A 13,129-nucleotide genomic window follows, 5' to 3' on the forward strand; every position below is an offset into this window, starting at 1 on the left:
AGTAGACATGCTTAATGATTAGGCCTTTAAATTATAATGTGTAATCAGTGGGATAGGGCTTGAACTGTAAATGTGAACAGGAAAATACTAGGCAATAAAAAATGCCCTCCCCAGGAAGAGAAGGACATTTAATTGAGTTAATTGAGTCTAAGCTAACATTAATTCGCTTCTCACGAAGCCCTTTAAAATTAGGTCTTTTGTAATTTCTTTTCTAGTGATTTTTGATATTTCTGAGAAACAGATGTCTGTATTGCTCATAAATAATTTTACGTCGAACTTTATAATTTCATCTTTGTCTTTATATACATTTACAATATTTCCTGCAAAGGCATAGTTTTGAAACTTGAACTCCATATTGCTGGTAATTTGATGAAATAAAACTTCCTTGCCAAATAGGCTACTATTAAATAGAGTTCTTTTGTTTTCTATTTTTGCCTGATTAAAATCTATTGTTTTCAATGAACTAGTAAAATTATTCTCTGTGACCTTATCACTGTTCTTATCGTTTTCTTGGTTAAACATCCTCCATTTTTTTAGAAGAGGAACATGGATCAATACTCCAGCAACCAATACTCCTGTAATGTAATTTCTTATTGTTAGCATATCAACTCATTTTATAAACTCGGTATCTTTAACGTGTTAATGTAGATATGGTTTCGATTTTGATTAAAAAAATGCAAAAAATAAATCTAATTGTGGTTGATAAAAGTTTTAAATAAAAAATGAATAGCATTATTGCTATAGCTTTAGTATTTTTACTCTCTAATTATTTTTATTATGGATTCTACAGATTTAAAGGTGCTGACTCAGAAAGTGATTTTGGCTAGTAAGGAAGCTGGATCTTTTTTAAAACAAGAAATAAGCAAGCTTAAGTCAAAAGATGTTGAAGAGAAAGGCCTTCATGATTTGGTGACCTATGTAGATAAAACTGCCGAGCGAATGCTGGTTTATTCATTGAATGATATATTACCTGAGGCCGGTTTTATCGCAGAAGAGGGTACAAATAATAAAGTTGGAGAGGATTATAATTGGATTATAGATCCTTTAGATGGAACTACAAACTATATCCATGGGGTTCCACTATATTCAGTAAGCTTAGCGCTCAAATTTCGAAATGAAATTATCTTAGGTGTTATTTACGAGCCCAATCTAAATGAATGTTTTTATAGTTGGAAAGGGGGAGGCTCTTATTTAAATGGTAAAATTATTAAGGTTTCTGAAACCCTCACTATTGATAAAGCTTTATTTGCCACAGGTTTTCCTTATTATGATTATAGTCTGATGAAAGAATACATGAGTTTTTTTGAGTATTTAATGCGTAATAGTAGAGGAATCAGAAGGCTGGGAACTGCTGCTATGGATTTGGCTTATGTGGCATGTGGCAGATACGATGGCTTTTATGAATATGGTTTAAAGCCTTGGGATGTGGCTGCAGGAAGCATAATAGTTCGGAATGCTGGTGGTGTTAATATGGACTTTTCAGGCGGAAAGGATTTCGTTTTTGGTAAGGAAATTCTAAGTGTCAATTCGAATATAGCAGACCCATTTTTAAAACAGATTAAGCATCATTTTAATAAATAAGGCCCATTTTAATACGGATATTATGAAAGCAATAAAACATATAAGTTCAGAAATGATGAAAATTCAAGAAATGATAAAGAGAAAAAGCACTCGAATGAATGATTCTTTTTTAAGATTTGCTTTATGTTTTGCCTTTTTTCTGGTCCTTACAATAAATAGTAATGCTGAGTCAGTTTCTTCTGATTCAACCCTGTTTAAAGTATATCAACTCGATATCATGGAAGAGATAGCTCCTCCTGTTTGGCATCTTACCCAGAAAGCATTTGAGGAGGCTCATGAAAAAGAATATGATTTGATGCTCATACATATGAATACTTATGGGGGGATGGTGGATGCAGCTGATTCCATTAGAACGGCGATTTTAAATTCTGATATTCCAGTTTATGTTTTGATAGATAATAATGCTGCAAGTGCTGGGGCTTTAATTTCCATAGCTTGTGATAGTATATATATGGTAGCAGGAGCAAATATTGGTGCAGCAACTGTGGTGAATCAAACTGGAGAAGCCATGCCTGATAAATATCAAAGCTATATGCGTTCTATGATGCGAAGTACTGCAGAAGCTACAGGTAGAGATCCTCAAATTGCTCAAGCTATGGTCGATCCCAGAATAAAAATAGAGGATGTTATTGACTCCAGTATGGTATTAACTTTTACAACTTCAGAGGCTATAGCAAATGGTTTTTGTGAAGCACAAGTGGAATCCCTTGCTGAACTTTTAACTAGAGCAGGAGTGGAGAATTACGAGATATACCATCAGGAACTCAAAGCAAGTGATAAAATTATCAGGTTGTTGGTGAATCCTATGGTTAGCGGTATTCTAATTATGCTAATAGTTGGAGGCTTATACTTTGAATTGCAATCTCCTGGTATTGGTTTTCCTTTAGCGGCTTCTATTTTTGCAGCTGTGCTTTATTTTGCTCCACTGTATTTGGAAGGATTGGTAGAAAATTGGGAGGTTATTATATTTTTTGTTGGTGTTATTCTTCTGGCCATTGAGCTGTTTGTGGTGCCTGGTTTTGGATTCTTTGGCATTTCAGGAATCGTACTTATTGTGACATCCTTGGCATTGGCCATGGTTGATAATGATGGATTTAAATTTACACTTCCAAATGTTACGGCAATAATTAATGCGCTAATCGTTGTTTCTTTTTCCTCTCTTTTAGGCCTTATTGGTTCTTATTACTTGAGTAAGAAATTATTTTCAACCCAATCCATGTTTAATCTGGCTTTGGCTACCACCCAAGAAAGAGAGGAAGGCTTTGGTATTGATTTAGAATCTTATAAGAATTCCATAGGTGAAATAGGGCAAGCCTTCACTGTATTACGTCCTTCTGGCAAAGTAATGGTGGATGGGCAAATGTATGATGCTGTTTCATTAAGTAATTTTATAGAAAAAGGGGATGAAGTTGAAGTGGTAGGTTATGAAAATGCACAATTAATGGTGCGTAAATCAAGAAAATAAAATCATATTCATTTCCATTTGAATAATAATCACAATTAATGTAATTTAGTCAGCTCAAACAAAATATCATACTATGAAAAATATTTATCTACTTTCCACAAAACTTATTCTTATTGTTATTATTGTATTTTCAGGTTTATCTTCTATGGCTCAGACTGAAATGAGTAGAGAAGAAATTGCACTACAGAAAGCAGAAGACAAAGTAGAAGCAAACAGAGTAAAATTAGTGACTGTTAAGAGGCAAATAGAATCAGCTGATAGTTTGTTTGTTGCAGGTGAACAATTAGATGATGCAGGTAAACTTCGTAAAATGGCAGCGCGCGATCAGGTTAAAGCCATTGAAAAACAATATAAAACAGATAGTAAACCATTAAACAAGGCCGCTAAAAGTAAAGATAGAGCAGAAGTAGCAGCTGCAAAAGTTGAACTTCGTGAATTGACTACGAAGTATAAAGCCGATTTAAAGCTAGCTCAAAACGAGATAAAGGCTGGTGATAAAGATATGTCAACAGCGGTCAGAATGATGGATAAAGCCGATAAAAAATTAGATTTACTCTCCAAGAAATTGAAGACTTATGAGGATGCATATGAAGATGCTGAAAAAGCTTTGAATGCAAAGAAAGAAGGAAAGTAAGCCAACCTACGCCTATCTTTTGGTCTTCCTGCAATTCTCCAGCCTTTTTATAGTTATGTTTACTGCTCCAGTATTGGCGAATCATTTGGTTTTGTTAATGGTACAGGTTTTAGGAGTTTTTGTAGGTCTTTGGGCTATCTGGGTGATGCGAATTGGTAATTTTAATATCACCCCAACTCCTGTAATAAATGGTGAGTTGAGAAAGTCTGGTCCTTATGCCATGATACGCCATCCCATGTATACTTCTATTTTTTTATTTACTCTACCAGAGCTTGTTAACTCATATAACTTATGGCGACTTTCCGTCGTCTTGATTTTATACCTTACACTCATTTTTAAGATTAATTTTGAAGAGAAAAACCTCCTCCATCAGTTTCCAGAATATAAAATATACCAAAAAAAAACTAAAAAGATTATACCTTTTGTCTACTAACTATTTGTTGTATTTTTCACTAAACTAGCCTTTTGCAATTTTTTTTGATACTAATAGTTATTCAGGTCTTTATAGTGAATAAGTATTTGAAAATCATTTTTTCTTAGCTCATATTTCTTATAATTTTATCTTCATAATCAAGCTATGTATCATGGCCAAGCGAAGACGATTTAAGCAGATGAGTTTTAAACTGAGTAATAGACAATACTCTAGTTTGCAAAATTATTGTGGAATAGAGAAAATCACACCAAATAAACTCATTAAAGGTCTTTTAAAATCCTATACAGATGAGTTTACAGATGAGAAAATAGGAAAAAGGGAGATTGATGAGATGCAACTCAGTCTTTTTAGAGAGCCAAAACCAGAAGATTATAAACAGCTTACCATTTTTGGTTCAGACTAATTCACTGTTCATTGAAAATAGGGTGTCGATAGTTAATGGGTAGTTATATTCCAAACAGAAAATGATTCATCCTAAATAATAGGTATTCTTTATCGAATGGTTTCGACATATATTCATCAATATTTTTCGACTCAATATAGGTTTTGTCTTCAATTAGCGCCAAAGCTGTTAGTACAATGATAGGGGCTTTTTTTAATTTTTTTTTGCTTATTCTTACCACTTCTTCTGCTTTAATATCTGGTAATAACCAATCTAATAAAACGATATCAATTTTCTTGTTATTCTTAATGGTTTCAATGGCTTCATTTCCTGTTTTACAAGTGATGACGTGAGCATGAGTATTTAAAAGAATCGTATTAAGGTATTTGCAATTTTCCATATTGTCTTCAACAATAAGAATGGTTTTATTCATCCAATTATAATCAATTTTTTTTGAGGAGCTAAATCCTGAGAGTTTGGAATCTGTTTTTTCGCCAAAGCTTTCGTAGAAAGGGAGGTCGAAATAAAATTTAGAACCTTTTCCAGATTCACTTTCAAATTTTAGTTCAGAGCCAAATAGTTTTAAAATTTGATATGAAATAGCCAAACCTAATCCTGTGCCACCTCTTGATTGCATGGCTTCACTTTCTACCCTTGAAAAACGATTGAAAATTAAAGTATGATCTTCTTTCTTTATGCCAATGCCAGTATCTTCAATATAAATTCTCAGATGTCTATTGTTAATTTCCTTAAAGCCAATCTCGATACTTCCTTTATCAGTATATTTAAAGGCATTAGTCAGTATATTCGATAGTACTTGTGCTAATCTGTTAGGATCAACTCTAACATAGTATTGTGTATGTTCTGAATCCTCAGGCATGGACAATTTAAATTGGATGGGCTTTGGAATCTTGACACTGAAATCCTCCTTTGTCACATTATATGCATCCGTAATGATCTGATTGAGCTCTACTAATTGGGGATATATATTTAGTTTTCCAGCTTCTATTTTACTGAAATCAATAATATCTTGGATCAATAGCATTAACACATTACCATTTTTCTTAATTAATGAACTATATACTTGTTTATCTTCTTTATAGACTTCTTCTTGAGAGAGTAGTGAAGAGAAACCAATGATGGCGTTCATTGGTGTACGGATTTCATGGCTGATATTGGCTAAGAAAGAAGATTTTAATTGATCAGCCGACTCAGCTTTTAATTTAGCTTCCTCAAGTTTGTTTTGATGACCTAATTGTTCTGAAATATTCTCAAATAGCAGTAATGATTGGTTTTCTCCTAAATTAATCATTTGAATTTGAATACTTTTTTCTCTCTTATTTATATCTAATGTTTTAATTATTTGGAGGAATCTATTTTTATGGTTTTGGTTACCAATGTGCTTTAACTTGTTATACTCAAACTTAGATATAACTTCTGCTCTGTATTCTTTATTTGAAATGAGTGAAAAAAAGAGTTGCTTGATATTGCTTATTTCTTTTCTAGTATAACCAAATTCAATTTCAAACATTCTATTGACAAAAGTAAATTGCTCTTCCGCATTTAATATGGCAATAGCATAAGGTGTATTCTCGGTTATTTTTCTTAGAAGATTTTCTTTTTTATTTAAGCTAGTAATTATCTTTTGCCTTTCATACTCTTCTAAATGCAATTGATCTTCTCTTTTATTTAAAACTTTTTGCCACTGAATAAAGTGATAAAAATAGGTGATACAGATTAGAAAAAGCAGGGAGATAAGAATGATTTCCAAAAGGCTCAAGTTTATAAAGCTTTGTTTGTCAGCTTGGTAATCTCCAAACCATTTGCTGTAGATCTTCTGATAAGTACCATCATATTGGATTTTGGTGATGGCATCATTTACTTGATTTAGAAGAGCGGTATCTTTTAGATTCACAGCAACAGAATATTCACGAGGAAGAATAGGTAAGCCTACTGTGGTAATGTCTTTGAAACCATTTTTTTTGGCTATGTATTTGCCTTGAAGATCGGGGAGAAGCGCACAAGTGTTTGGTGTTTCTGATACTATCTTTAAAGCATCTAACTGATTTTCTACAGGCAGAATTCTGTCGGTTGAAATACCAGCTGTTGTAAGGTACTTATGAAGTATGCTACTATTCTCCACAACTACTTTTAAGTTATTCTGATCTCTTACATCTTTTAAACTTTGCCAATAATCACCATCCTTAACAAAAATGCTGTGGGTAATGATTATATACGGCATACTGAAATGAACTTTTTCAGCTCTATCAGGAAGGTAATACATTCCAGCTACCAAATCAATATTTCCAGCTTCGATGTCTTTTTTAACACTTAACCAATTTCCTGTTTGGAATTCTATGTCCACGTCAATTTCTTTGCATATCGCTTTTACAATATCAATATCGAAGCCATCGGCTTGGTTGAATTCATTGATAAATTCATAAGGGTAGTAGGCGTAATCGGCACCAACTTTAATAACTCGTTTATTTTCCTCTGCCTTTGATATCAAAGTGAAAGATAAAAAAATCAATAGCAGAATAGTGGTGAATTGAAGTTTTGAATGCGTATACATTTTCGTTTAATGAAGAAATTTTGATTTTACAAATATACATATTTGGTTATAAGCACCGTACATATTAAATAAAAAAAGCCGAAATGTAAAAATACACTTCGGCTACTTTTGTTTTTGATTAGAGATAAAATTGATACTCTATTTTACTTGATTTATTTACTCTTGTTTGGTTTGGTTGGTATTTGAGGTGTTTCAGGATAAGCTTTCATCTGCTCAAGAATAACTTCTATCGCCTTGTCTAATTGTTGGTCTATACCCTTGAATTCTTTAGCTGGATCGTTTCTAATTTCAATGTCAGGATCAACTCCATATCCTTCAATAACCCATTTTTTACCTTCTACATCAAAAGGTGCAAACTCAGGCTTTCTTAAGTCAGCACCATCAATAAATGGTAAGCTTCCTCTAATTCCAACAACACCACCCCAAGAACGAACACCAATGGTGGTTCCAATTCCTAATTTCTTGAATTGATATGGGAATAAATCTCCATCAGATGCGGAATAGTTGTCGAGAAGTAGAACTTTTGGACCATTTAGAATTTGAGCTGGTTTAGTTGTGATACCAGTATTTCGAGCCATTCCATACATGGTTAATTCTCTATTTAACCTTTCGATAATCATTGGAGAAACGTTTCCACCACCATTTCCTCTATCATCAATAATTAAAGCTTTCTTATTTAATTGTGGATAAAAATGCTTAACAAATTCATTTAAACCTTCTGGTCCCATATCTGGAATATGAATATATCCAACTTGGCCATTAGTAGCTTTATTTACCTTGTCAATATTAGATTGAACCCAATCGTAATAGTATAAACTGGCTTCATCTTTAATAGGGATAATGATTTCATCATGACCTCCCTCAGTGCTAGATTTGCTATTTACCGTTAAAATGACTTCGATATCTGCTTTATTCACTAATAATTCGAAGATATTCTTCACTTCTTTCACTGATTTTCCATCTACAGCAAGGATATAATCTCCTTCGCTAATATTTACTCCCACATCGCTTAATGGCGATCGAACCGATTTGTTCCAATTTTGTCCACGGAGGATTCTTTCAATTTTATAATAACCATTCTTATCTTGAGTAAGCTGAGCACCTAAAAGACCCATTTTTACTCTTTCAGGTTTAATCACATCACCACCATTGATATAGGCATGTCCGACACTGAGTTCACCAATCATTTCACCCATTATATAGGTGAGATCGTAGCGGTTGTTTACATAAGGAACTAGGCTTGAATATTTGCTTTGAATGTTTTTCCAATCTACACCATGCATTTTTTCATCATAAAAGAAATCTCTCATTTGTCTCCATGCATCATTGTAGATTTGATTCCATTCGTCTTTTGGTTCCACCATGACTTTCATGTTTTTGGTTGAGATCCAATCCTTAACATTTATTTTCGATTGTGGTAAAGGGATAACGGCGTATTTGCCTTGATCGGAAATAAACATTTTTTTATGGTCTGCTGTTATCACATAACTTCCAGAACTACCAATCACATCGTCGCTTTGGCTCTTCAAATTGTATTTATGAAGTTCGACACCTTTAGCACCACGACTCCATTTTGCAAAATATACATTGTCATCAATGGCCGAAACATTCCAATAATTAGCTACGTCCACAGGCATGGCGATCGTACGATCATAAATACCATCGAAGTCAATTCTTACACTTAATTCAGATTCTTCCTCTTTTTTGTCAGCTTCTTTTTTATCAGTCTCCTCAATTTTTACCTCATCATTTTCAGGTGCAAATGGGGAAGGAGTTGATTTTTCTAAACTAACAAAGTATATTTTATCCATTTCTTGGTAGGCATGGTTCCATTCTGTTCTGCTATAGATAGGATTAAAATCTCTTCCTGAAACAAAGAAGAGGTATTTCCCATCACTGCTAAAAGATGGAGAATTTGCATCATACCAATCGTTGGTAATTGCATTTGTTGATTTATCATCAATATTATAGACCATTACTTTACTAACTGTTCCACTCTGTGGAAGGGTATAGGTGATCCATTTGCTATCAGGTGACCAAGCATAATCTCTCATTTCCCATGATTCCGCTTGCGCTACAATAGATACCGTTTTAGTTTCTACATTTATCATTTGCAAACGAAGTTTCTTATCACCCCATAAAAGATATTTTCCATCAGGAGACCAAATAGGATTGAATTTATAAGTGTCAGAGTCTTTTGTTAGTTGGATGGCTTCTTCTTGTCCGTTTTGATTAACAATATAGATTTCATCCTCACCAGAAACATCAGAGATATAGCTAATGTATTTCCCTTTTGGTGACCATTCTACATTTCTTTCATGAACACCAGATGTTTCAGTTAAGTTACGTGTGATTCCACTTTTAGCAGGAAGGGTGAAAACATCACCTCTTGCGCCAAAAACCACTCTATTCCCATCAGGAGATACTGCCCACGAACTGATGCTTTTAGAAGCATCTTTTAATTGTGCTCTAGTTTCTGGAAAATCGTTTAGAATAGTAACTTCAACTTTCTCAGTAGTCGAGCTTGCAAAATCATAATAATGCAATTCTCCACCATTTTCAAAGATGATCCCGTTATCACCTAAACTTGGAAATTTAATATCATATCGATCAAATTTAGTGACTTTCTTAGTTTGTTTGGTATTTATATCATACTCAAACAAGTTCATGACTCTATCTCTATCGGAAATATAGTATACTTTATCTTCATGCCACATAGGGAAGATATCTTGATGTACATTATCTGTGATATTGATCGTTTCTTCAGAAGTAAAATCATAGATCCAGACATCATCAGCCATACCCCCTTGGTAGTATTTCCAAGTTCTAAATTCACGAAAAACTCTATTATAAGCTATTTTTTTTGTGTCAGGTGAATACGAACAGAATCCTCCATAGGAGAAAGGAAGTTGTTCGTCGAGTTCTCCATCGATATTGACCATAAAAAGACTTCCTTTAAAAGAATTGAAAGTCTGTTTTCTACTTCTGAAAACAATGTTTTCATTGTCTTTCCAAGTCATTACTATATTATTAGGACCCATGCGATCACTCACATCATCACGACCTAGAGTGGCTGTATAAGTGAGTCTTTCTGGTTGGCCACCTTGAGCAGCCATTGTGTAAACTTCTGTATTTCCATCCATTTGTCCAGTGAAAGCGATGCTTTTTCCATCAGGAGAAAATTTGGCGAACATTTCGAAGCCTTCATCATTGGTCATTTTACGAGCAATTCCGCCTGTTTTGGCTACCGTGTATAAATCACCAGCATAGGTGAATACTACTTGATTTCCATGCATAGTAGGAAATCTCATCATTTTACTTTCCTGAGCAAAGCTGCTTACAAACAGAATACTTAGGAAAAATGCTAAGAATTTTTTCATTGATTTTATTTTTTTTGAAAATAACGATGGTTACAAATTAGTTTAAAAATTACAGGCCTTTAATCACTAAAGGCCTGTAAGCATTCTAATATGAGATAATTTTTGTAAAACCAATTATCTCTTTTCATAAAGTGTGCCACTATTTATAAATTACAAGCAATCAAATATATAGAAAAAACAGAATAAAAACACGAAATAATATCTGTTCGCTGTAGTGCAGAACTGTACAATATCGGACACAAAAAAATGACTATTTTTCTATTTTTGGGTAATCTATGATATGTCTGATGTGATTATATAATGGTTTTAGTCTACGATATAGTTTTCGATATACCTTTTTATATAATCTACGGTAGATTTCTACATTTGCAGGATTGGGCTCAAATGTTTTTTCTATATGGCACATTTGTTCAATAGCTGATTCAAAGGTGGGATATAATCCCAAACCAACTGCACAATTGATAGCAGCGCCTAAAGCTGAGGTTTCAAAAGTATGTGGCTTTTCCACTGTGAGACCAAAAATATCTGCTGTCATTTGCATAGCGATTTCACTTTGAGAACCTCCTCCCGATACTCTAAGTTTCTTAATCTTTACTCCTGTTTTTTTCTCGGTTCTTCTTGCTCCTTGTTTGAGGCTGTAAGTGAGTCCTTCAAGTATGGCCTTATAAATATGCGCACGGGTATGCACATCTCCAAAACCAATAATGGCTCCTTTAGCTTCTACGCCTGGGATTCTTATGCCTGGTGACCAATAAGGTTGTAAGGTTAATCCCATGGAACCAGGTGGTATGTCTTTTATCATTTCGTCGAATTGCCTTTCAGCTGGTATTCCTGTTTCTTTTGATTTCTCAATCTCTCTATATCCAAATTCATTCTTAAACCAGTTAATCATCCAATAACCTCTGTAAATCATAAATTCAGTATTGAAATGGTTAGGGATGGCAGAAGGATAGGAGGGGAAAAAGCGAATGACTTCTCTATACTTAGGGTGGACAGTTTCGACTGTTGCTGTAGTGCCAAAACTTAAACAGGCAATATCAGGGGTCATGCATCCACTGCCTAAAACTTCGCAGGCTTTATCCGCGGCGGCTGCAATGACAGGAAGACCTTCTGGAAGGCCTGTCTCCTTCATAGCTTGTTTACTAATATGGCCTAGCAACTCCGAAGGTTTAACTAATTCAGCAAGTTTAGACGAAGAAATGGGAAACATTTTGGAATTAAACTCTCCAGGCTTACACCATTGTTGTTTTTTATAATTAAATGGCATATAACCTACTGTACTCCCTATAGAGTCAATATATTTGCCAGTTAATTTATAATTAAAATAGCCTGATAAGAAAAGATATTTATATGTTTTATTCCATATCTCTGGCTGATTTTGTTTGAGCCAATTCGATTCCCCATCTTTAATAGCATGCGTAATAGAACCATATAGATTAATCATCAATAATCCTTTTTTTATCATTCCTGTTGGGAATCTATCAAGTTTGGCCTTTCTTTGATCTAGCCAGATAATTGCAGGACGTAATGGTTTCCCATCCCTATCCAAATTTACTACGCTACCTCTTTGTGTAGTAATGGAGATTCCTTTAATATTTTTTATAGGAATTGAAATATTTTTCATTAAACCTTGTGTGGTTTCACAAAGTTTATTCCATAAATAGTCAGCATCTTGTTCGGCAAATCCCGGTTCAGAAGAGGTATATGGTTCAATTTCTGTTTTTTCAATTTTACAAACCTCACCCTTTAAATTTATTAGTGCTGCACGAATAGATTGTGTACCAGCATCAATGGCTATTACAAATGTTTCTTTTTTATAATTATTATTCATGATTAGATGTTCCGAATTAGTCTTTCCCCCCCTGTGAAAAATGATAAAATTGAAAAATATGGTTATCAAATTTATGCAATCAAATTAAAGGAATTTATTTCAATAATTAAAAAGAAATTGTTTATAATGAGAATATGTTCATTATATTTGCAAAATAAAATTGAATTATGATAATTGCAATAGTGATTGAGAATCAATTAAAGATGACTGTAGGAGATTGTTTATCAGATGCATCGGTGTTTCTTATCTATGACTCAGATAAGAAAATAAAACAAATAATACCTCTTCCTATATGTGAGCCTCAACTAATGAAAGCAATATGCTTCTCTAAATATTTAAAAGACCATCTTGTTGAGATTGTATTTGCAAGGGATTTAGGGCCAAAAGCCAAGTCATATCTCAATGATTTGCTCATCAGATATTCGAGTAGTATTGATTATGATTCAGCTGAAAATGTGATATCAAATATTAATAAAAATAAAATACGATGAATAAAAAAGTTGCGATTCCAGTGGAAAATGGAAATATGAGCACTCATTTTGGTCATGCAAAAATATTTGCATTGATAGAAGTAGAAGATGGAAAAATAATTGCCGAACAAAAGTTAACGCCTCCAGCACATGAACCAGGCGTATTGCCACGATGGTTAAAAGAAGTTGGAGCAACAGATGTAATCACAGGAGGAATGGGACAGCAAGCCATTCAAATATTTCTACAACACAATATTAATGTATTTGTTGGTGTATCTCCAAAGGCACCAGCTGAATTGGTCAATGATTTGATTAATAATACTTTAAGTTCTGGTGGGAATCATTGTTCTCATTAATAAAAGACATAAATTAAAAAGTAAA

11 protein-coding genes are annotated in these 13,129 nt (G+C 33.7%); 7 read left to right on the forward strand and 4 right to left on the reverse strand.

The window, feature by feature from the left end:
• Positions 1 to 147: 147 nt before the first annotated feature.
• Positions 148 to 603, reverse strand: a complete 456-nt coding sequence (locus HNS40_RS05735; RefSeq protein ID WP_172278592.1) for a hypothetical protein — start codon at positions 601 to 603, stop codon at positions 148 to 150.
• Positions 604 to 777: 174 nt separating this feature from the next.
• Here HNS40_RS05735 and HNS40_RS05740 point away from each other — a divergent pair, with 174 nt between their 5' ends.
• The 5 genes from HNS40_RS05740 (at position 778) to HNS40_RS05760 (ending at position 4,516) form a co-directional block, all read left to right on the forward strand.
• The gene (locus tag HNS40_RS05740; RefSeq protein ID WP_172278594.1) at positions 778 to 1,581 is read left to right on the forward strand and encodes an inositol monophosphatase family protein; all 804 of its coding nucleotides are present in this window, start codon (positions 778 to 780) and stop codon (positions 1,579 to 1,581) included.
• A 22-nt stretch (positions 1,582 to 1,603) separates the two neighbouring features.
• Positions 1,604 to 3,046, forward strand: a complete 1,443-nt coding sequence (locus HNS40_RS05745) for a nodulation protein NfeD (RefSeq protein ID WP_253916255.1) — start codon at positions 1,604 to 1,606, stop codon at positions 3,044 to 3,046.
• 73 nt (positions 3,047 to 3,119) lie between these two features.
• Complete coding sequence (locus HNS40_RS05750; RefSeq protein WP_172278596.1) at positions 3,120 to 3,680, forward strand: hypothetical protein; 561 nt, start codon at positions 3,120 to 3,122, stop codon at positions 3,678 to 3,680.
• Positions 3,658 to 4,113 (forward strand): isoprenylcysteine carboxylmethyltransferase family protein, encoded by a 456-nt coding sequence (locus tag HNS40_RS05755; protein ID WP_172278598.1) that lies wholly within the window; start codon positions 3,658 to 3,660, stop codon positions 4,111 to 4,113. Before HNS40_RS05750 ends, HNS40_RS05755 begins: the two co-directional genes overlap by 23 nt.
• A 151-nt stretch (positions 4,114 to 4,264) precedes the next feature.
• Positions 4,265 to 4,516: a hypothetical protein gene (locus HNS40_RS05760; RefSeq protein WP_172278600.1), complete on the forward strand. Its 252-nt coding sequence runs from the start codon at positions 4,265 to 4,267 to the stop codon at positions 4,514 to 4,516.
• 43 nt (positions 4,517 to 4,559) lie between these two features.
• Here HNS40_RS05760 and HNS40_RS05765 read toward each other — a convergent pair whose 3' ends face one another.
• From HNS40_RS05765 to HNS40_RS05775, 3 genes are all read right to left on the reverse strand, one after another.
• Positions 4,560 to 7,067, reverse strand: coding sequence for a transporter substrate-binding domain-containing protein (locus tag HNS40_RS05765; RefSeq protein WP_172278602.1), 2,508 nt, complete (start codon positions 7,065 to 7,067; stop codon positions 4,560 to 4,562).
• Between the two features lie 152 nt (positions 7,068 to 7,219).
• Positions 7,220 to 10,447, reverse strand: coding sequence for a S41 family peptidase (locus tag HNS40_RS05770; RefSeq protein ID WP_172278604.1), 3,228 nt, complete (start codon positions 10,445 to 10,447; stop codon positions 7,220 to 7,222).
• Between the two features lie 250 nt (positions 10,448 to 10,697).
• Positions 10,698 to 12,278, reverse strand: a complete 1,581-nt coding sequence (locus HNS40_RS05775) for an FGGY-family carbohydrate kinase (RefSeq protein ID WP_172278606.1) — start codon at positions 12,276 to 12,278, stop codon at positions 10,698 to 10,700.
• A 167-nt stretch (positions 12,279 to 12,445) separates the two neighbouring features.
• Here HNS40_RS05775 and HNS40_RS05780 point away from each other — a divergent pair, with 167 nt between their 5' ends.
• The gene (locus HNS40_RS05780; protein ID WP_172278608.1) at positions 12,446 to 12,769 is read left to right on the forward strand and encodes a hypothetical protein; all 324 of its coding nucleotides are present in this window, start codon (positions 12,446 to 12,448) and stop codon (positions 12,767 to 12,769) included.
• A complete protein-coding gene (locus tag HNS40_RS05785) occupies positions 12,766 to 13,104 on the forward strand; it encodes a NifB/NifX family molybdenum-iron cluster-binding protein (RefSeq protein WP_172278610.1) in 339 nt (112 codons plus the stop codon). The genes HNS40_RS05780 and HNS40_RS05785 overlap by 4 nt, the downstream gene beginning before the upstream one ends.
• The last annotated feature ends 25 nt before the right edge of the window (positions 13,105 to 13,129 follow it).

This window comes from Lentimicrobium sp. S6 (assembly GCF_013166635.1).
In the GTDB taxonomy this organism is placed as follows: Bacteria; Bacteroidota; Bacteroidia; order Bacteroidales; family UBA12170; genus UBA12170.